The organism is Pseudomonas farris, assembly GCF_019145235.1.
Taxonomy (GTDB): domain Bacteria; phylum Pseudomonadota; class Gammaproteobacteria; order Pseudomonadales; family Pseudomonadaceae; genus Aquipseudomonas; species Aquipseudomonas farris.
In genome coordinates this window covers 334,947-354,443 of the sequence record NZ_JAHSTV010000007.1, presented here as the reverse complement: position 1 = coordinate 354,443, position 19,497 = coordinate 334,947, and the positions used below count along the sequence as shown (strand labels likewise).

The 19,497-nt window shown below is 60.2% G+C and carries 15 protein-coding genes; 10 read left to right on the top strand and 5 right to left on the bottom strand.

Going from position 1 to position 19,497, the window contains the following annotated elements; translation table 11 throughout:
- The first annotated feature begins 220 nt into the window (after positions 1 to 220).
- Positions 221 to 1,849 (top strand): pyoverdine maturation tyrosinase PvdP, encoded by a 1,629-nt coding sequence (gene pvdP / locus KVG95_RS17365; protein WP_217857297.1) that lies wholly within the window; start codon positions 221 to 223, stop codon positions 1,847 to 1,849.
- A gap of 138 nt (positions 1,850 to 1,987) precedes the next feature.
- On the opposite strand, the gene KVG95_RS17360 is transcribed toward pvdP, so the two are convergent.
- Genes KVG95_RS17360 through KVG95_RS17350 form a run of 3 tightly spaced genes read right to left on the bottom strand, consistent with a single transcriptional unit; the run spans position 1,988 to position 6,536 of the window.
- A complete protein-coding gene (locus tag KVG95_RS17360) occupies positions 1,988 to 3,382 on the bottom strand; it encodes an efflux transporter outer membrane subunit (RefSeq protein ID WP_217857296.1) in 1,395 nt (464 codons plus the stop codon).
- A gap of 7 nt (positions 3,383 to 3,389) precedes the next feature.
- Positions 3,390 to 5,363 (bottom strand): MacB family efflux pump subunit, encoded by a 1,974-nt coding sequence (locus KVG95_RS17355; protein ID WP_217857295.1) that lies wholly within the window; start codon positions 5,361 to 5,363, stop codon positions 3,390 to 3,392.
- Entirely contained in the window at positions 5,364 to 6,536 is a 1,173-nt protein-coding gene (locus KVG95_RS17350; RefSeq protein ID WP_217857294.1) for an efflux RND transporter periplasmic adaptor subunit, read from the bottom strand.
- 332 nt (positions 6,537 to 6,868) lie between these two features.
- On the opposite strand from KVG95_RS17350, the gene KVG95_RS17345 reads away from it, so the two are divergent.
- The 5 genes from KVG95_RS17345 (at position 6,869) to KVG95_RS17325 (ending at position 13,500) form a co-directional block, all read left to right on the top strand.
- Complete coding sequence (locus KVG95_RS17345) at positions 6,869 to 7,351, top strand: sigma-70 family RNA polymerase sigma factor (protein ID WP_302470594.1); 483 nt, start codon at positions 6,869 to 6,871, stop codon at positions 7,349 to 7,351.
- A gap of 144 nt (positions 7,352 to 7,495) precedes the next feature.
- Positions 7,496 to 8,833, top strand: a complete 1,338-nt coding sequence (locus tag KVG95_RS17340) for a lysine N(6)-hydroxylase/L-ornithine N(5)-oxygenase family protein (protein WP_217857293.1) — start codon at positions 7,496 to 7,498, stop codon at positions 8,831 to 8,833.
- A gap of 307 nt (positions 8,834 to 9,140) precedes the next feature.
- The gene (locus KVG95_RS17335; protein WP_217857292.1) at positions 9,141 to 9,512 is read left to right on the top strand and encodes a response regulator; all 372 of its coding nucleotides are present in this window, start codon (positions 9,141 to 9,143) and stop codon (positions 9,510 to 9,512) included.
- Positions 9,513 to 9,666: 154 nt separating this feature from the next.
- Positions 9,667 to 10,287, top strand: coding sequence for a response regulator transcription factor (locus KVG95_RS17330; RefSeq protein ID WP_217857291.1), 621 nt, complete (start codon positions 9,667 to 9,669; stop codon positions 10,285 to 10,287).
- A gap of 12 nt (positions 10,288 to 10,299) precedes the next feature.
- Entirely contained in the window at positions 10,300 to 13,500 is a 3,201-nt protein-coding gene (locus KVG95_RS17325) for a transporter substrate-binding domain-containing protein (RefSeq protein ID WP_217857290.1), read from the top strand.
- A 3-nt stretch (positions 13,501 to 13,503) separates the two neighbouring features.
- Here KVG95_RS17325 and dkgB read toward each other — a convergent pair whose 3' ends face one another.
- The gene (dkgB, locus tag KVG95_RS17320; protein WP_217857289.1) at positions 13,504 to 14,307 is read right to left on the bottom strand and encodes a 2,5-didehydrogluconate reductase DkgB; all 804 of its coding nucleotides are present in this window, start codon (positions 14,305 to 14,307) and stop codon (positions 13,504 to 13,506) included.
- 252 nt (positions 14,308 to 14,559) lie between these two features.
- The gene (locus KVG95_RS17315) at positions 14,560 to 15,468 is read right to left on the bottom strand and encodes a LysR substrate-binding domain-containing protein (RefSeq protein ID WP_217857288.1); all 909 of its coding nucleotides are present in this window, start codon (positions 15,466 to 15,468) and stop codon (positions 14,560 to 14,562) included.
- 105 nt (positions 15,469 to 15,573) lie between these two features.
- Here KVG95_RS17315 and KVG95_RS17310 point away from each other — a divergent pair, with 105 nt between their 5' ends.
- The 4 genes from KVG95_RS17310 to KVG95_RS17295 all read left to right on the top strand — a co-directional run bounded on the left by KVG95_RS17310 (position 15,574) and on the right by KVG95_RS17295 (position 19,426).
- Positions 15,574 to 16,440, top strand: coding sequence for a pirin family protein (locus KVG95_RS17310; protein ID WP_217857287.1), 867 nt, complete (start codon positions 15,574 to 15,576; stop codon positions 16,438 to 16,440).
- A gap of 113 nt (positions 16,441 to 16,553) precedes the next feature.
- Positions 16,554 to 17,180 carry an isochorismate family cysteine hydrolase YcaC gene (gene ycaC / locus KVG95_RS17305; RefSeq protein ID WP_052963111.1) on the top strand — a complete coding sequence of 209 codons (627 nt, stop codon included), beginning with the start codon at positions 16,554 to 16,556 and terminating at the stop codon, positions 17,178 to 17,180.
- A 187-nt stretch (positions 17,181 to 17,367) separates the two neighbouring features.
- Positions 17,368 to 18,813, top strand: coding sequence for a mechanosensitive ion channel family protein (locus KVG95_RS17300; RefSeq protein ID WP_217857286.1), 1,446 nt, complete (start codon positions 17,368 to 17,370; stop codon positions 18,811 to 18,813).
- 172 nt (positions 18,814 to 18,985) lie between these two features.
- Positions 18,986 to 19,426, top strand: a complete 441-nt coding sequence (locus KVG95_RS17295) for a carboxymuconolactone decarboxylase family protein (protein ID WP_217857285.1) — start codon at positions 18,986 to 18,988, stop codon at positions 19,424 to 19,426.
- The last annotated feature ends 71 nt before the right edge of the window (positions 19,427 to 19,497 follow it).

Below are 19,497 nucleotides of genomic sequence, written 5' to 3'. Positions count from 1 at the left end.
GGTGTTGGGGCCTTTGCTATCTGGGAGGAACGAGTGGCTGGCCAGGGAATTTAGGTGGCTTGCAAAAGATCGCAGCCTTCGGCAGCCCCTACAAAGGCACGGCGTACACCTGTAGAAGCTGCCGAAGGCTGCGATCTTTTAAGGCCTTCCATAAATTTGTAGAGGTAACAAACGTTCTAGCTTGGATAAAGCCTGCTTCATGGCTGACACAGGTAGGGCAATGACGATTTCTCGACGATGGTTCATGGCAGGCCTGGCGCTGACCGGCGCTGCTGTGCCTGCGGCTTTTTATGGGCATCGCGAATGGACGAAGCCAGACCCGACGATCACCCCGGGTGAAGCGACCGTCGATCTGGCGGACACCGCGGGTCAGCAGTTGGCCAACTCGCTGCGAGGCATCTGGGATATCCGCTTTGAAGGATCCCGCGCGGGCCTCGACGGTTTACCGCAGAGCGGGCTGGAACTGTTTCTCGACATCGCCCAGCGCGGCCGCGGCCTGCGTGGCTGCCTTGATACCGCGCAACAGTTACGCAGCGAAACCGAGCCGCGTTACAGGGTGATCGGCGATCTGGTTTCGCCTGACGCCAGCCAGCTGTACTGGCGCCTGGTCGATACGCAATCGGCCAACGGCGCACCGGCTTATGAACTGGCGGTCGTGCTCGATGAAGTCTGGGCGGATTTCGGCAATGCCGGCAGTGGCACCCTCAGCGGGCGGGTCTTGCGTCTGGATCGCCCGCTCGGCTTGGCGGAACTGGACAATCGATTTGTCGCGCGCAAACGACTGTTTCCCGAAGCCCGAGAGCGTGTCGGTCTGAATCCGCCGTTGCTGGCGTGGCTGATTTCCCCTGAACACCGCTTGTTCCACCAGCTCTGGCACGCCACGCGGGACAAATGGCACAAACTCTCCGAAGACCAGCGCGGTGCCTTGCGCGGCATCGGCTGGCAGCCGGGCCCGCGGGGCGAGGAGCGCGATGCCCGTGGGCCGCGCAAAGACCGTAATGGCTCGGGGGTCGACTTTTTCTTCATGCACCGGCACATGCTCGGCACTGCGCGTTCGATGCAGGACCTGCCGTCCTGGCCGAGCTTCCCGATGCCGCAGCCGGAGCTTGAACGCGACCGTCAGGGCTTCGCCCGCTATTTCGACAATCACGATGGCACTGCGCTGCCGCCCACTTGGCTGGCCGCCGAAGATACCGAGTACACGCGGTGGGTCAGCGACATCAAGACCGCCGAAACCTATCACAGCAATTTTCAGGTTTGGGAATCGCGCTACCGTGATCCGCGTTATCTGTCGAAGCTGACCCTGGGGCAGTTCGGCTCAGAGATTGAGCTAGGCCTGCACGACTGGCTGCACATGCGCTGGGCCTCGGTGCCGCGCGATCCATCCAACGGTCAGCCGGTGCCTTTTGCCCGGGATCCAGCGGACTTTTCCGCGCGTTGGTATGCACCGGAAAACGACTTTCTCGGTGACCCGTTTTCATCCCACGTGAACCCGGTGTTCTGGCACTTCCACGGCTGGATCGACGATCGTCTGGAAGACTGGTTCCGCGCTCACGAGCGCTTCCATCCGGGGGAGGTCAGCCGGCTCGAGGTCAATGGCGTGCGCTGGTTCGCCCCTGGTCGCTGGGTTGAAGTCGATGATCCGTGGCTCGGCCCGAGTACCCACGGTTGCAGCACCACGCCGGGATTACAGGCCGGCAAGTCGGTAGAAATGGACCCGGAAACCATGAAGCTGGCGCTGCGCATCACCTTCGGCACTGACGAAAAGAAACTCGCCGAGTTGTTTCGCCGCGTGCCGCAACGGCCGTGGTATGCGCGGAATCTGAAGGTCAAGCCGATTGCCAGTTAAGCCGGGCGACCGAGTTATCGTTCATTCGCGAGCAAGCCCGCTCCCACATTGGATCTTCAGCGAACATGGAATGTTTGTTCGGCGCGGATCAACTGTGGGAGCGGGCTTGCTCGCGAAAGCGGTTTACAGCCACCACCATTACAACGCCTGCCACCCCCCACCCAACGCCTTGTACAGCGCAATGCTCGCCTGCAACCTCGACAACCGCAGTTGCACATTCGAATCTTGTGCCGCATACAACGTGCGCTGGGTTTCCAGCACCGTCAGCAAATCCTCGGCCCCAGCCTGATAGCGGCTTTGAGCGATGTTGAACGCGGTCTGTGCCTGGTTCAATTCTTCGTGTTGCCACTCTCGCTGCTCATCCAGGCCGCGAATGCTGTTGAGGGCTTTTTCGACGTCGGCAAAACCGTTGATGATCGCGCCTCGATAGGTTTCCAGCAGTTCTTGTTGACGGGCCGTGGCCTTGTCGCGCTCAGCGCCGAGGCGGCCGTTATTGAAGATCGGCGCGACCAGCCCGGCGGTCAGGTTGTAGAACGGGTTGCGCAGAATATCGTTGGCTGTATTGGCGCCCGAGCCGATGTTGGCGCTCAGGGTCACGGCGGGCAGCATGGCGGCGCGAGCGACAGTCACGTCAGCTTGGGCAGCGGCCAGTTGCGCTTCGGCGCGGGCAATGTCCGGGCGGCGGCTGAGCAGCTCGCTGGGCAGCCCGGCACCGATGGCTGGCCACTGCAGTTGAACGAAGGACTCCTGGCTCGGCGGCAGTTGCTGGACCGGCCGGCCAAGCAGGGCGGCGAGGCTGATCAGTGCATCCTGGGCTTGCTGTCGAATCTGCGGCAGTTGCCGTTGTTGCGCCGCCACCAGGCTTTTCTGTTGCGCCAGTTCCAGTGCGGTGGCCGAACCCGAATCGAAACGGGTCTGCACCAGTTTCAGGACATTCTGTGCGTTGGCCAGGTTCAGCTCAGCAATGCGACTCTGTTCATCCAGCGACAAGGCTTGCGCGTAGCTGTTGGCAACCCCGCTGAGCAAGGTCAATTCAACCGTGGCTTGATCGAATTCGCTGGCTCGCAACCCTTGCTGCGCGCTGTCTCGGGACGCGCGTTTGCCGCCCCAGAAGTCAATTTCGTAACTGGCGCTGAGGTTGGCGTCGAAAAAATCCACGGCCTTGTCGTTGCTGTCGACATCAAGTTGACTGTAGCCCTTGCCATGCAGCAGTTTCTGGCGGTTGGCGTTCATGCCGGCCTTGACCTCCGGCAGCTGCGAGCTGCCGGCAATCACCGTGTCGGCCTGGGCCTGGCGCACTCGAGCGATGGCGGCGGCCAGGTCATGACTGCCGACGCGGGCCTGTTCGATCAGGCGATCAAGCTGCGGGCTGCCGAACTGCGTCCACCATTGCCGACTGTTCTGGGAAGCGCTTTCGCGGTGTGGTGATTGCCAGGCGGGCGGTGGTTGAATGCCGCTGTCCGGGCGCGGAGCGGGGTGGCTGCACGCGCCGAGTAACAGGCAAAGGGTCAACAGGCTCAGTTGCGGTTTCATAGATCGATCATTCACTGGTAAGGGCCGTGACCGGGTCGAGCCGGGCAGCTTTGCGGGCCGGCATGAAGCCGAAGACAACGCCGGTGATCAGTGCGCAGGCGAAGGCGCCGATGACGGCGGCCAGGGAAAAGGCGACCGCGACTTCGCTGAGCACCAATACGCCGCCGACGATCAGCGCCAGGGCGATTCCGGCGATCCCGCCGACCACCGAGAGCATCACCGCTTCGGTGAGGAACTGGCGCAGGATGTCGCGCTGACGGGCACCGGTGGCCATGCGGATACCGATCTCCCGGGTCCGTTCGCGCACGGTCATGAGCATGATGTTCATCACCCCAATCCCGCCCACCAGCAGCGAGATCGCCGCAATCGAACCGAGCATCAGTGACAGCGTATTCTGTGTGCTGGCCTCGGCCTGAATCATCGCGGCATTGTTGGTGAGTTCGAAATCGTGTTTGCCGTTATGCAGGCGCAGCATCAACTGCTCGATGGCTTTTTCGGTCTCCTTGACCTTGCGCGCATCGGCCGCGGCAATGGTCACGTATTCGGGGTTGTGGGTGCCGAACAGCCGGACACTGGCCGCCGAGTAGGGCACGGCAATCCGGTTGTCGCTGTCGGAGTCGCCGGAGCTGGCGCCTTTTTCAGCGAGTACGCCGACGACCTGAAAGGGCACGTTTTCGATCAGGATGTATTGGCCGATGGGGTTGGCCACATCCTTGAGTAGCTTGGTGCGTACCTTATGGCCGATCACCGCGACCGCCGCCGCGTTGTGTTCATCAGCCTCGGTGAAGTAGCTGCCCTGGACCACCGGCCAGTTGAAAATCTCCGGAAAATTGGTGTCATTGCCACCGACATAACTCAGGTGGTCGAGGTTGCCGAAGCGTACCCCGGCTTCGGCACCGTTGACCGGCATGATCCGCATGACCTGCGGCAGGCTGGCCAGCGCCGCGACGTCATCGAGCGTCACAATGCCGGGCGGCGTGCGCGGGTTGGGGGCGGAGCCGCTGAGGTAAATGATGTTCGAGCCGAACGCGCCCATCTGCGCCATGACCTGACGTTTGCTGCCTTCGCCGACGGCCAGCATCACCACCACCGAAGCGACGCCGATGATGATTCCCAGCAACGTCAGGGCGGTGCGGAAGCGATTGATCCACATCACCCGCCAGGCCGCGTGTACGGCATCGACCAGTTCGCCTTTCCAGGCCCCGGTGGCCTCGGCGCCTTCGGTCAGCCGCGTGCGCAAATCCACCGCTTGCAGTGCACCGGGGTTGGCCGAGGTCTGGGCGGCGGGGTTGTCGCTGGCGCTGTCGCTGATGATCAGGCCGTCGCGGATTTCGATGACGCGTTTGGCCCGCGCCGCCACGTCACGGTCGTGGGTGATGAGGATCACCACGTGACCCTGGCTCGCCAGTTCATCAAGCAGGGCCATGACCTCGGCTCCACTGTGGCTGTCGAGCGCGCCGGTGGGTTCGTCGGCGAGGATGATGTGGCCGCCGTTCATCAAGGCGCGAGCGATGGACACCCGTTGCTGCTGCCCGCCGGAGAGCTGGTGCGGACGGTTGCCGGTGCGTGACGCCAGGCCGAGCCGATCGAGCAGGGCGGCGGCGCGAGCGTGGCGTTCAGCTGCTGGGGTGCCGGCGTAGATCGCCGGCATCTCAACGTTTTCCTGGGCCGAGCCGGACGGGATCAGGTGATACCCCTGAAACACGAAACCGAACGCTTCGCGGCGCAGCCATGCCAGTTCATCGCTGTCGAGTCGGGCGACGTTTTCTCCCGCGAACAGATACTCGCCGGACGTCGGCCGGTCGAGGCAGCCGAGGATGTTCATCAGCGTCGATTTGCCGGAACCGGAAGCGCCGACGATCGCCACAAACTCCCCGGCGTGGATCGACAGGTCGATGCCGCGCAGTACGTGAACTTCGGGCGCGTCGCCGCCACCGTAGGATTTGCGAATGTCCTGCAGGTCGATCAGAGGCGTTTGCATTCAGCCTCCGCTGCCGTCGGTGGGACCGATCAACAGGTGATCGCCTTCATCCAGACCGTCGAGGATCTGCACCTTCAGGCGGTCGCTGATGCCGGTACGCACGGTGCGTTGCTCGATGTCACCGTTTTGGGCGACGACTCGAGCCGATTGCCTGTCCGCTTGCGGGCCGCCCTGCAAGGCCGCGACCGGCGCGGTAAGGACGTTTTTTGCCTGATTGGAGACGAAGAACACTTGGGTGGTCATTTCCGCCATCAGCGCGTTGTCGGCGTTGTCGACGTCCAGCAGCACCGTGTACAGCACCACGCGGGCAGTGCCGCTTTTATTGGAACTGGCCGGGCTGCCGCCGCCTCGGCTGGTCTGATCCAGCGGTTTGGGCGGTATCGGCAAGATCTGCCGTACTGTGCTGCTCCAGCGCCGATTACCACCGCTGAGCGTGGTGAACCAGGCGGTCATGCCGGGTTTGACGTGTCCGATATCAGCCTCCGAAACCTCGGCCCAGACGGTCATGGGCGAGAGTTTGGCGATGCGCAGGATTAGTGGTGTTTGTTGCTGGGCGTTGAGGGTCTGGCCTTCCCGGGCATCGAGGGCGACGATCGTTCCGCTCATCGGTGCGTAAATGCGCGTATAGCCGAGTTCGGCCTGATCGCTGCGCAGGCTGGCCTGGGCCTGGCGGATCTGCGCTTCAAACATGTCGATGCGCGCCTGGGTTGTGCGCAGTTCGGCCTGGGCCGTTTGCACATCTTCGTCGCGTGTGGCGCCGCCGGCGGCGAGGTTCTGTTGGCGTTGATATTTCTGCCGGGCCAGATCGTGCTGTGCCCGTTGCTCCTGAAGCTGCGCCTTGAGGTTGTCGATGGAAAAACGCCCGGCGTCGAGTTTGGCCTGTTGGGTGGAAGGGTCTATTTCCACCAGCAACTGGCCTTCCTTGACCACGTCACCGACCTCCACATGAATCTTGTGAATCTGCCCCGAGGCCTGGGCACCGACATCGACATAACGTCGCGGTTGCAGAGTCCCCAATGCCGTGACGCTGCTTTCAATGTCGCCGCGAGCGACCTGGACCGTGGCGAACCGATCTCGACCGGGAGGCAGAACCTGCCAGGCCGCGACGGCGATAACGGGGATCAGACAAAGGGCTACAAGCAGGGCGCGTCGGGTGTGACGGGGACGTTTCATGCAGGGTTCCGGCCAATAGGAGTCGGCCCGTCGTTCAGCTGGCGCGCAAATCTGGCGACAGCCGAACGCTGTCGGAGGGCCGACAGACACGGGGAGCTGTCCTGTAAACGATGAAGGCGGCGGGGAATTTAAGCGTGGACGTATCGAGTGACGAGCAAGGGTTACAGGTATAGGACAGCACTATTTATCAAGCAAATAGAAACAGCGCTTTAAATCTATATGAGAATTACTATAAATTACACACTCGAAACTGCCACCATCGTGCCACTGCCTGCCTGGCGGTCGCGGATCTGGTTCAAGGATAGAAACCGCACCCTGTGCGGCCGGGAGTCATGTTGGAAAACTACTATCGCGAGCTGGTGTGTTTCCTGAACGCCAAGCTAGGCAACCGTCAGGTGGCCGAAGATGTGGTGCATGACGCTTATCTGCGGGTACTGGAGCGTTCCAGTGAGACGCCGATCGAACAACCCCGGGCGTTTCTTTATCGCACTGCGCTCAATCTGGTGATTGACGACCATCGACGCAATGCCTTGCGTCAGGTTGAATCCCTGGACGTGCTCGACAGCGAAGAGCGCTACTTCATTCCCTCGCCCCACAACAGTATCGATCACGGTCAACGCCTGGACATGCTTCAGCGCGCACTGGCGGAGTTGCCACGGCTGTGTCGCGAGAGTTTTCTTTTGCGCAAGATCGACGGCTTGTCGCACCCGGAAATCGCCGAGCAGCTGGGTATTTCCCGGGCGCTGGTGGAAAAGCACATCGTCAATGCCATGAAGCATTGCCGGGTGCGAATGCGCCAGTGGGACGCCCATTGATCGCCACCGTTTAATCAGACCTCGCTAAATTTTTTTTCATTGTCCTCGTTCCTATTCAACAGACGATCTGCTGCCACCAAAGGCCGGTCAGGTCACCCAGGCTTTATCCCCGCTGGCCCGGGGTTCATCCAGAGGACACTGGAAATGACACAGGCAATTGCATCGCCCATCGTTCACGACCTGATCGGCGTCGGTTTCGGCCCTTCGAACCTGGCTCTGGCCATCGCCCTGCAAGAGCGTGGGCCGAGCCAGGGCGAGCTGGATGTGCTGTTTCTCGACAAGCAGGCGGACTACCGCTGGCACGGCAACACCCTGGTCACCCAGAGCGAACTGCAGATTTCATTTCTCAAGGATCTGGTGACACTTCGCAACCCGACCAGCCCGTACTCCTTCGTCAATTACCTCAAGCACCACGGTCGTCTGGTGGACTTCATTAACCTCGGCACCTTCTATCCGTGCCGCATGGAGTACAACGACTACCTGCGCTGGGTCGCCGGGCAATTTACCGAGCAGAGCCGTTATGGCGAGGAAGTGCTGGCCATCGAGCCGGTGCTGCACCAGCAGCAGGTCGAGGCACTGCGGGTGATCTCGCGTGATACGCAAGGTCAGCAGCATGTGCGCACCACCCGTTCGGTCGTGGTCAGCGCCGGCGGGACACCGCGCATTCCCGAAGCGTTCAAGGCACTCAAGGATGACGGCCGGGTGTTCCACCACTCCCAGTATCTGGAGCGCATGGCCAAGCAGCCGTGCGTGAACAACCAACCGATGAGCATCGCGATCATCGGCGGCGGGCAGAGTGCGGCGGAAGCCTTCATCGACCTGAACGACAGCTTCCCGTCGGTGCAGGTGGACATGATCCTGCGTGGCTCGGCCCTGAAGCCGGCCGATGACAGCCCTTTCGTCAACGAAGTGTTCTCGCCGGAATTCACCGACCTGGTGTTCCAGCAGGCCAGCAGCGAACGCGAGCGTCTGGTCAACGAGTACCACAACACTAACTATTCGGTGGTGGACATCGACCTGATCGAACGCATCTACGGCATCTTCTACCGTCAGAAAGTCTCGGGCATCGCGCGCCACGCGTTCCGTACCCTGACCACCATCGAAAAAGCCACCGCCACCGAGCGCGGTATCGAGCTGGCGGTGCGCAACAACGCCACCGGCGAAGTCACGGTTCGCCATTACGACGCCGTGGTGTTGGCCACCGGTTACGAGCGCCAGATGCACCGCAAACTGCTGGCGCCGCTGGAACAGTACCTGGGCGATTTCGAGGTTGATCGCAACTACAAACTGATCACCGACGAGCGCTGCAAGGCGGGCATCTACATGCAGGGCTTCTGTCAGGCCAGCCACGGCTTGAGTGACACCTTGCTGTCGATCCTGCCGATCCGCGCCGATGAAATCGCCGGTTCGCTGTATGACCATGGCAAGTCGTGGGGGCATGGTCGGTCGGTGATGGATTTGTTGTTGGCCACAGCGAGCTGAGATTTGTGGCGGCTATGAGGCCTCTTCGCGAGCAAGCCCGCTCCCACATTAGTCCTGCAAACACAGGTCAAATGTGGGAGCGGGCTTGCTCGCGAAGAGGCCCGAAAAAACACCACAAATCCAGAATCCTGAACCCCTCCTGAAGAATCCCGCGCTGCAACGGCGCGGCGAATCCCGGCCCGTTCTCTGAGAGCCATGTACTGAAGGGATAAGTGACACAGCTTTTAGGAAACGTCCTACAGAACGCTTCATGGCTCTTGCGTAGTCTTGCCGCCTCACTCATCAGGCATTGACCTGGAGGCACGCGATGACCAACAAAACCTTGCGTATCCTGATCGCCGACGAGCAGCATTTTCATCGGATGAAAACCGAACGGCTGTTCAATCAGCTCGATTACTACCGGGTGGCGCCGGTACAAAGCCTTGCGGAGATGCTGACCCTGGTCGAATACGGCTGCGAGCCATTTGATCTGGTCGTCATCAATGCCTCGCTGGCGGGGGGGACACTGGACCTGCCTGGGTTCTTCCTCGATAACCGCCAGGTTCGTCATGCCTTGATCTACGCTTCGGCGCTGCCGGATTTTGCGTCCATTCAATGGCTGATGACGCTCATCGATCCGCCTGCGTGTGAAGCTGCACTCTCCTTGAATCAAGAACGATATCGGCAACGGATCGGTTGATTTTCGGGGCTACCGTTCGTCGGTACTATCACTTCTGTCAGGTACATTCTTTCTGCCTTCCATGCAAAAGTCTTAGCGCAGCCGTTGCGTCCGGTTCGTCGTTATCCGGCATGTATTGGTGCGTAATCGTCAGGTTTTTGCACAGGGAGTTTCCATGAAGTCAGTGCTGATTGTGGACGATCATCCGGTGGTACGCGCCGCAGTCAAAATCGTACTGGAGAAGGAGGGTTTCAAACGGATTCATGAGGCTGCCAGCGGTAGCGAGGCGTTGTCGATGCTGCGAGAGCATTCACCCTCGCTGGTGGTGCTGGATCTGGTCATGCCCGAAGGCGATGGGCTGGAGCTTCTGGACCGGATCAGGACCAGTGATTGGTCATGTCAGGTACTGGTTTTCACGTCCCTGGATCCGCTGTTTTTTCAAGAGCGTTGCATGCGCGCCGGCGCCATGGCGTATGTCTCCAAGACCAACGTCCTGAGTCAATTGCAAAAGGCCGTGCATGCGGTCATGACCGGTTACACCTATTTCGCACGGCTGCCTTCGGGTTCGCAGAACCCCCTGCAACGCAGCGAAAAACAGATGATCGACAAACTCTCCAACCGCGAACTGACCATCCTGCAATACCTGGCCCGGGGCATGACCAACAAGGCGATCGGCGAGCTTATGCACTTGAGCCACAAGACTGTCAGCACCTACAAGACTCGCTTGATCGAAAAGCTCGGGGTGAACGCGGCGGTGCACTTGCGGGACTTCGCCAAGCGTAATCGTTTGATCTGAGTGAGCCCGATCATGCGCATGTTGCTGTTGGCCTTGGCACTGAGTTTTTTAACGCAGTTGCCTGCGGCGATGGCCGATGAGCCGCAGCGGTTGCACCTGCTGGGTCGCTCCACGGCGGAGGGCTTTCAGGTCAAGCTGGATGAAAAGGACTGGCAATGGCTGCGCGATAAACGGGCCTTGCGCCTCGGGGTAACGGGGGCGGATTATCCGCCGTTCGAAGTGACGCGCCACCGCGATGAGCTGGAGGGCATCACGGCCGATTACGCCGAGCTGCTGGGGCAACTGCTGCATGTCAAAATCGACGTGCTGCGTTACGCCACTCGTGAAGCCGCCATGGACGCCCTCAAACGCCATGAACTGGATCTGCTCGGAACATCGAACAACTTCGAAGCGGCCGACCCCGCGCTGACCCGGTCCCGAGCCTATGCCGAAGATCAGCCGATGCTGGTCACCCGACGGGACGAGCGAATGCCCGTCGACCTTGCCGGCAAACGTATCGCCATGGTCGATGACTATTTGCAGGCGCAGACCGTTGAAGCGTTTTATCCTGATGCAAGTTTGCAGCGTTATCCCTCGGCGCTCGACGCGCTCGGAGCGGTAGCGTTCGGGCCAGACGATGTGTACCTCGGCGATTTCATCAGCGCCAATTACCTGATCAACAATAACTACCTCAATAATGTCCATTTGGCGGGTCCTTCCGGACTGGATGCCAATCCGTTCGGCTTCGCTTTGGCGAAGGACAACCCGCGTCTCAAAAACATCGTCGACAAGGCTCTGGCAGCGATTCCGATGGACCAGCGCTCGGTCATAGAGGCGCGCTGGAGTGCCGGCAGGGCCAATACGGCGGGGCAACAGCAGGTGCGTTTGAGCCCCAGTGAACAACGCTGGCTGGACCGGCATCCGACGGTCACTGTCGGCGCGATCGACAACTTTGCCCCGCTGACGTTCTACGATGCCCAAGGCCGGCTCAGCGGGTTGACGGCGCAGTTGCTGACGCTGATCAGCCAGCGCAGCGGTTTGACCTTTCAGATGCAACGCGGCCGCTCACTGGACCGGCAAATCGAGCAACTCCAGAACGGCGAGATCGACCTGTTGCCTGTGGTCACTCCCAGTACCGAGCGTGAAGACGCGTTGCTCTTTACCCGCGCCTACCTGAGCAATCCATTTGTGCTGGTCATTGCAGCGACGACGGGCAGCCCCAGGACGCTGGACGATCTGGCCGGTAAGCGCCTGGCGATTTATCGCGGTCATCCGTTGTTCGGGTTCATACAGGCTCGGGCGCCGCAGGTGCGCCTGGTCGAAGTGCAAAGCCCGGCCGAGGGCATGGAATGGGTGATCAAGGGGCAGGCAGATGCGACGCTCAGTTCATTGATCGTCGCCCGTTACCTGATCGCTCGGCATTACCCTGATCGTCTGCGCGTCAGCAGCACCGTGGGCGATCAACCTGCCCGCATTGCCTTGGCCACGCATCGCGGCGCGCTGGAGTTGCGCTCGATTCTGAACAAGGCGTTGCTGAGCATTTCGCCTCAGGAAATGGACGATCTGGTGGCCCGCTGGAGTCATGATGTGGTGCTGGATGACAGCTATTGGCTGCGTCATCGTCAGGGCATTCTTCAGGCCTTTGCCGTGGCTGGCGCCTTGCTGTTGCTCGCCCTGGGCTGGATCGCCTGGCAGCGCCGGCAGATCCGCCAGCGTCAGCAGTGGTTGCAGCAATTGCAGGATGCCAAGAACGAGGCCGACGATGCCAACCGCGCCAAAACCACTTTTCTGGCAACCATGAGTCATGAGATCCGCACACCGATGAATGCCCTGATCGGCATGCTTGAATTGGCCCTGAAACGTGCCGACGAGGGTGTCACCGATCGTTTTGCCATTGAGGTGGCGTCCGGTGCCGCACAACAATTGCTGGCGCTGATTGGTGACATTCTGGACATCGCCCGCATCGAGTCCGGGCATTTATCCCTGACACCTGAGCGGGCCAATCTTCGGCGGCTGGTGGAATCGGTGTGTCGGGTTTTCGAAGGCCTTGCGCGGCAGAATGAACTGGCGTGGCGCATCGATCTGGATGAACACAGCGACTGCGACGTGTTGATCGACCCCACCCGTTTCAAGCAGGTGCTGTCCAATCTGCTGAGCAACGCCATCAAGTTCACCCGTGAGGGCGAGGTGAGCGTGACGCTGCGGGTGACGCCCGTGACGCCGGAGCATCTGGCGGTCAGTGTGCGCATTGAAGACACCGGCATTGGCATCAGCGACGTCGACCGGCAACGGTTGTTCAGCCCGTTCGCCCAAGCCAGCAATAACCAGCAGTCAGCTCGCGGCGGCTCCGGGTTGGGCCTGGTGATCAGCCGCACCCTGTGCGAAATGATGGGTGGCCGGTTGCAACTCGACAGCGTCCTCGGGCAAGGCACGCGGGTGGACATCAATCTTGAGCTGATCGCATTGCAACCGTTGCCGTCCATTGAGGCGGTGGATAGTGGATTGCAGGCGCCGACGCGGCCACTGACGATTCTGGTGGTCGACGATCACCCGGCTAATCGACTGTTGCTTTCACGGCAATTAAGCCATCTGGGACATCGTGTTCTGGAGGTCGAAGAGGGAGAGCGGGGGCTTGAGTTGTGGCGTGAGCATGAGTTCGATCTGGTGGTTACCGACTGCAATATGCCCAGACTCAGTGGTTATGAACTGGCGGGTGCAATCCGCGATGAAGAGCGCGCCCAGGGATTAACGTTGACGCTGATTCTGGGCTTTACCGCCAATGCGCAGCCCGAGGAAAAAATTCGCTGCCTGGAGGCGGGGATGGACGACTGCCTGTTCAAACCGATCCTGCTGGCAGATTTGAGCGCATGGTTGGCGTCCAGGTTTGCAAGCGAAGCGCAATCGATACCCGAGATAGACCTGAGTGGTCTGGAGCAATACATCGGTGCGGACCGTACGTTGCTCGATCATCTGGTGCACGAACTGGTTGTGACCAATCGGACCGATCGTGAGGATCTGCTCCAGGCGCACGCTAGTGGTAATTGCGATGACCTGCGAGACTTGGCACACCGCATCAAGGGCGGTGCGCGCATGGTTCGGGCGCAGCGTTTGATCGAGCGTTGCGAGCAACTGGAGCATGTTATCGACAAGGGCGACCTGGCGCTGGTCGAAAAAGCCGTCGACCAGCTGCAACACGCTATGTCCTTGCTGGACAGGCACTTGAGCCAAGGTTGAGACTCAATCCCACTGCGGCGCAATGCCTTTGGGGCTGGTCAGCCGCTGGCCGCGATCCAGGCCTGCGATCAGCGCCATGTCGGCGTTGCTCAGGGTCAGGGCGCAGGCTTGCAGATTGCCTTGCAGGTTGGCGTGTTTGGTGGAAGAGGGGATGACCGCGTACCCCAGCTGCATGGCCCACGCCAGTGTGACCTGGGCCGGTGTCGCCTGAAGGCGATCGGCGATCTGCTGGATGAGCGGATCCTTCAGCACTTCGCCGTAGGCCAGGGTCATGTAAGAGGTGATCTGAATGCCTTGGCTTTGGGCGAATTCGACAACCTTGCGGTTTTGCAGGTACGGGTGCAGCTCGATCTGGTTGGTGGCGATGTTCTCGGCACCGATGGCGGCAATAGCCTGTTGCATCAGGTCGACCGTGAAGTTGGACACGCCGATCTGCCGGGTAAGGCCCAGTCGTTTGGCTTCGAGCAGCGCACCCATGAATTCTTCGACCGGCACCTGATCTTCCGGCGATGGCCAGTGGATCAGCGTCAGGTCCAGGTAATCGGTTTGCAGTTTATTCAGGCTCTCTTTGAGGCTGTCGATCAACCGGTCTTTGGCAAAGTTGGCGACCCAGATTTTGCTGGTGATGAACAGCTCTTCACGAGCAATGCCGCTGGCAGTAATGGCCTGGCCGACCTCGGCTTCGTTTTCATAGATTTGCGCGGTATCGATGACCCGGTAACCCAGCTCAAGACCGGTGCTCACCGAATCGATGACCACCTGGCCTTGCAGGCGAAACGTACCAAGACCGAATGCGGGGATAGACATCAATGACTCCAGGGGTTGCAGTGGGAATGGACGGGAGTATCCCCGGCTGCACCTTTGAGAAAAACCGCTGGTTGGGCAAAGCACTGTTTACCGTAAGTCATGAATGGGATGTTTTAGTGGCATTGATGGTGTTTGGTCTGACGCCTTCGCGAGCAAGCCCGCTCCCACATTGGATCTGTGGTGTACGCAGCTCCAATGTGGGAGCGGGCTTGCTCGCGAAAGACGCGACGCGGTGTCGGAATTAACTCCGCCCTAAGCAATATCGCTATGACTGAATTCCTCACCCAGAAAGTCGATCAAGGTCCGCACCGACGGCAACAATCCGCGTCGTGACGGGAAGATCGCATGCACGATCCCGCACTTGGGTGTCCAGCCCGGCACCAGTTCCACCAGTCGCCCGGCAGCAATGTCATCACGCACCACCACGCTAGGCAGATGGGCGATGCCGATGCCGGCGAGCACCGCGTGACGCAAGGCCAGCAAGTCGTCGGTGACCATCCGCGGGGTATGACGAATCAGCGCGCTGGCACCGTCGGCGCCGAACAATTCCCACTGATATTCACGCTGCGCGCCACCCCAATGCACGCTCGGCAGACCGCTGAGATCAGCCGGCGTGGCCGGTGACGACAAGCGCTGCAAAAACGCCGGAATGCCAACCAGGCATTGAGTGCTATTACCCAGCACCTTCATCACCATGTCGGTGTTTTCCAGCGGTGGAAAGCGCACGCGCAGAGCGATATCGAACCCTTCGTGGATCAGATCGACCCGGCGGTTGGTGCTTTCGATGAACAACTCCACCAATGGGTATCTGAGCATGTAGCGGGTCATCATCGGCCCGACCCAGGAATTCAGCAGCGCCGTCGGGCAACTGATGCGCACCAGGCCCTGGGGTTCGGAGCGATTGCGTTCGATCAATTCGGCGGCGCTTTCGGCTTCCACCCGCATGGCCAGGCAACGCTGGTAATAAGCCTGGCCGATTTCGGTCAGCGAGCAATGCCGGCTGGTGCGGTGCAGCAAGCGCACACCGAGGCGCTCTTCGAGCTCGGCGATGCGTCGGCTGAGCTTGGATTTTGGCATGTCCAGCGCGCGCCCGGCCGGGGCGAAACCGTGGTGTTCCACCACTTGGGTGAAGTAGTACAGGGTGTTGAGGTCTTCCACCATCGTTCTCCAAATAGAACGCTAAGGCTGATTTTTGCAGTCTAGCGCAGCAAAGGCGTCGGTTTTAAGCTTTGTCCATCGCGTCACACAACAGATTTGGAGGAAAAGATGAAAAACATCATCGGTATCTACACCAGCCCACGACCTCATTGGGTCGGCGACGGTTTTCCGGTTCGCACGCTGTTTTCCTACGACAACCTGGGCAAACACATCAGCCCGTTTCTGCTGCTGGATCACGCCGGTCCCGCCGAATTCACCCCGACCACCGAGCGTCGTGGCGTTGGTCAGCATCCGCACCGCGGTTTCGAAACCGTGACTATTGTTTACAAGGGCGAAGTGGAACACCGCGACTCCACCGGCAGCGGCGGCAAGATCGGCCCTGGCGATGTGCAATGGATGACGGCGGCCTCGGGGATTCTTCATGAAGAGTTCCACTCCGAAGGTTTCGCCAAGAGCGGCGGCACTCTGGAAATGGTGCAGCTGTGGGTCAACCTGCCGGCCAGGGACAAGATGGCCGAGCCCGGTTACCAGACGATTCTCGACGGTGACATCCCGAACATCCCACTGAAGAACAACACTGGCAGCTTGCGTTTGATCGCCGGTGAATTCGAAGGCCACAGCGGCCCGGCGCGCACCTTTACGCCAATCGATGTGTGGGACGTTCGCTTGAACGCCGGCAAGTTGCTGACCCTGGATCTGCACGAAGGGCGCAACACCGCACTGGTGGTGCTGCGTGGCACGGTTCAGGTCAATCAAAAGGAACTGGTGCGTGAAGGGCAGTTGGCGCTGTTCGAACGCGACGGTGATCAGCTCAGTCTGGAAGCCAATAACGACGCCGTGGTGCTGCTGCTGAGCGGCGAGCCGATCGACGAGCCCATCGTCGGCCACGGCCCGTTCGTGATGAACACCGAGCAAGAGATTCATCAGGCTTTTGCCGACTTCCATTCGGGCCAGTTCGGCCGGATGCCCGTTTGAAGTCATTGTTGTAGCGCTGTGGCGTGCCGGGTTTGCCTGGCCGCGTTGAAACGAAAAAACAGAGTTCACTTACGCCGGCCCGTTCGGCATCGATAAAAAGCGAGGATTACCCCATGACTACTTCCTACAAACGTCTCGACAAAGATAACGCCGCCGTTCTGCTGGTCGATCACCAGGCGGGTTTGCTTTCTCTGGTGCGCGACATCGATCCGGATCGTTTCAAGAACAACGTGCTGGCCCTGGCCGACCTGGCCAAGTACTTCAAGCTGCCAACGATTCTGACCACCAGTTTTGAAACCGGCCCCAATGGCCCACTGGTACCGGAACTCAAGGCATTATTCCCGGACGCGCCGTACATCGCTCGCCCTGGTCAGATCAATGCCTGGGACAACGAAGATTTCGTCAAGGCGATCAAGGCCACCGGTAAGAAGCAACTGATTATTGCGGGTGTGGTGACCGAAGTTTGCGTGGCTTTCCCGGCACTGTCGGCCCTGGCCGAAGGCTTTGAGGTGTTCGTGGTGACCGATGCTTCCGGCACGTTCAACGAACTGACCCGTCAATCGGCATGGGATCGCATGTCGTCCTCGGGTGCCCAGTTGATGACCTGGTTCGGCCTGGCCTGTGAACTGCATCGCGACTGGCGCAACGACGTGGAAGGTCTGGCGACTCTGTTCTCCAACCACATCCCGGACTACCGCAACCTGATGACCAGCTACAACACCCTCACTAACGCCAAGTAACACTGATCCACTGTGGGAGCGAGCCTGCTCGCGATAGCGGTCTGACAGTCACTGCAAATGTGTCTGTTCTACCGCCATCGCGAGCAGGCTCGCTCCCACAGTGTTTTGCATTGTTCTCAGGCCATCAATTGCTCCTACACTGTGCCTCTGAGATCTTCGCGCCATTGGCCCTTGCTGGAGTTGCTTGATGCTGTCACTGCTTACCGATCACCCGTTGCTCAGCGCGCTGATTCTGATCCTGATCGATCTGGTGTTGTGGCGTTTGATCACCGCCAGCGGCAGCAATTGGAAACTGGCGGTGCGGCTGGTGATTTTCTCATTGTTCAGCGTGCTGCTGTTCAACGAAGGCTTGAACCCCATGGCGCCGGCGCCCTGGGTCGACAATGTACCGTTGCACCTGGCGGCGACCGGTTTGCAGATCGGCTGGTGGCTGTACGCAGCGCGCACCCTGACGGTGTTGCTCGGCGCGGTGATGATGCAGCGGGTCGGGCACACCGGGCGTTTGTTGCAGGACTTGCTCGGCGCGGTGATTTTCCTGATCGCGGTCATCGCTGCCCTGGCATACGTACTCGAGTTGCCGGTCAAGGGCGTGCTGGCAACGTCCGGCGCGTTGGCGATCATCGTCGGCCTGGCCTTGCAAAGTACCCTCAGCGACGTGTTCTCCGGGATTGTCCTGAACACCACCAAACCCTATCAACTGGATGACTGGATCTCCATCGACGGCACCGAAGGCCGAGTCACCGACATCGACTGGCGCGCCACGCGCCTGCAGACCGCGCAAGGTAGCATGGCGGTGATTCCCAACTCGTTGGCGGCCAAGGCCAAAATCATCAACTTCAGCCGGCCCAGTGACATTTTCGGGGTGTCGATCAGCTTGCAAGTAAGCCCCCATGCGCGTCCGCAAACGGTGATTGATGCACTGGAGCGGGCCATGCAGGGGTGCCGCTTTCTGTTGAATAAACCGGCGCCGAGTGTTTCGTTGAAAAGCTCCGGCAGCACTGGCGTGGACTACGAAATCAGTGGCTTCGTGATCTCCATGGATCAGAAACGCATGGTGCGTAATCAACTGTTCGACCTGGCATTCCGGCACTTGCAGGCGTCCGGCGTCAGCCTGTTATCGAGCGTCGAGCCCAACGCGCCTGCTGCGCTGTCGCGGCCGCGGGCGCTGCTGGAAAGCTCGAACATCTTCTCGACCCTGCGTCAGGAAGAGAGAGAAACCTTCAGTCAGAACATGAAGCTGCAAACCTTCCGCGCCGGGGAAATGATCCTGCCGGCGGGGGAGGTCAGCGATCACCTGTTCATCATCGAATCCGGCGTGGTGTCAGTCGCCCTGAGCCGCGGTGGTAAAAAGTTCGAGGCCGGGCGCATGGGGCCGGGTGAGGTGATTGGCGAGGCCGGGATTCTTTCCGATGAATCCGCGCTCGCCGACTTTTCGGCCAAGACCTTTTGCACGCTCTACCGCATCGAGAAGGAATACCTCAAGCCGTGCCTGGACGCGCGGCATGACATCAGCGAAGCAATGAAGGCCTTGCTGGATTTTCGTATGCATACGGCTCAGACGCTGATTCAGGAGGTGCCGAAGGTGGTGGCGAAGAAGGGGTTTTTGCAGTGGTTGCGCAAGCGTAGCGGCTGATGTGTTGGTTGCCTGTTCCGGCCCCTTCGCGAGCCTGCTCGCGAAAGCGCCAGCACAGTCACTGAAAATCTTCTGGTCTATTGGCATCCTCAACTTCCCAATAATTGGCTATTTGTTCAACGGCAGGTCCGCATTAACGTAGCGCCAATCCCACCTGTGATTGGAGCTCACCATGCAACCTCGTATCGATTTTTACACTGCCTCCCCAGACGGCCTGAAAGCCATGATCGCCCTGGAAACCGCCGTCTCGAAACTGCCGCTGGAAAAGTCGCTGATCGAACTGGTCAAGCTGCGCGCGTCGCAGATCAACGGCTGTGCCTTCTGCCTCGACATGCACACCGCCGATGCTCGCAAGGATGGTGAAACCGAGCGTCGGCTGTACACCTTGTCGGCGTGGCGTGAAACGCCGTTCTTCACCCCCCGTGAACGGGCGGCCCTGGCCTGGACCGAGTCCCTGACGCAGCTGAGCCTGACCCACGCCCCGGACGAAGACTATGCGCTGCTCAGCGCCGAGTTCAGCCCCAAGGAGATGGTCGACCTGACCGTGGCGATTTCCACCATCAACAGCTGGAACCGCCTGGCCGTGGGTTTTCGCAAAATGCCTCAGGCGTAACGCCTTGGCTCTGATGCCAGTCAGTTAAGAAGCAAAACTTGTGGGAGAGGGCTTGCTCTCGAAAGCGGTGT

Bases quoted from the DNA above. Each gene is read 5' to 3' on its own strand.
- pvdP (WP_217857297.1), top strand. From the start codon at position 221: ATGACGATTTCTCGACGATGGTTCATGGCAGGCCTGGCGCTGACCGGC.
- KVG95_RS17360 (WP_217857296.1), bottom strand. From the start codon at position 3,382: ATGAAACCGCAACTGAGCCTGTTGACCCTTTGCCTGTTACTCGGCGCG.
- KVG95_RS17355 (WP_217857295.1), bottom strand. From the start codon at position 5,363: ATGCAAACGCCTCTGATCGACCTGCAGGACATTCGCAAATCCTACGGT.
- KVG95_RS17350 (WP_217857294.1), bottom strand. From the start codon at position 6,536: ATGAAACGTCCCCGTCACACCCGACGCGCCCTGCTTGTAGCCCTTTGT.
- KVG95_RS17345 (WP_302470594.1), top strand. From the start codon at position 6,869: ATGTTGGAAAACTACTATCGCGAGCTGGTGTGTTTCCTGAACGCCAAG.
- KVG95_RS17340 (WP_217857293.1), top strand. From the start codon at position 7,496: ATGACACAGGCAATTGCATCGCCCATCGTTCACGACCTGATCGGCGTC.
- KVG95_RS17335 (WP_217857292.1), top strand. From the start codon at position 9,141: ATGACCAACAAAACCTTGCGTATCCTGATCGCCGACGAGCAGCATTTT.
- KVG95_RS17330 (WP_217857291.1), top strand. From the start codon at position 9,667: ATGAAGTCAGTGCTGATTGTGGACGATCATCCGGTGGTACGCGCCGCA.
- KVG95_RS17325 (WP_217857290.1), top strand. From the start codon at position 10,300: ATGCGCATGTTGCTGTTGGCCTTGGCACTGAGTTTTTTAACGCAGTTG.
- dkgB (WP_217857289.1), bottom strand. From the start codon at position 14,307: ATGTCTATCCCCGCATTCGGTCTTGGTACGTTTCGCCTGCAAGGCCAG.
- KVG95_RS17315 (WP_217857288.1), bottom strand. From the start codon at position 15,468: ATGGTGGAAGACCTCAACACCCTGTACTACTTCACCCAAGTGGTGGAA.
- KVG95_RS17310 (WP_217857287.1), top strand. From the start codon at position 15,574: ATGAAAAACATCATCGGTATCTACACCAGCCCACGACCTCATTGGGTC.
- ycaC (WP_052963111.1), top strand. From the start codon at position 16,554: ATGACTACTTCCTACAAACGTCTCGACAAAGATAACGCCGCCGTTCTG.
- KVG95_RS17300 (WP_217857286.1), top strand. From the start codon at position 17,368: ATGCTGTCACTGCTTACCGATCACCCGTTGCTCAGCGCGCTGATTCTG.
- KVG95_RS17295 (WP_217857285.1), top strand. From the start codon at position 18,986: ATGCAACCTCGTATCGATTTTTACACTGCCTCCCCAGACGGCCTGAAA.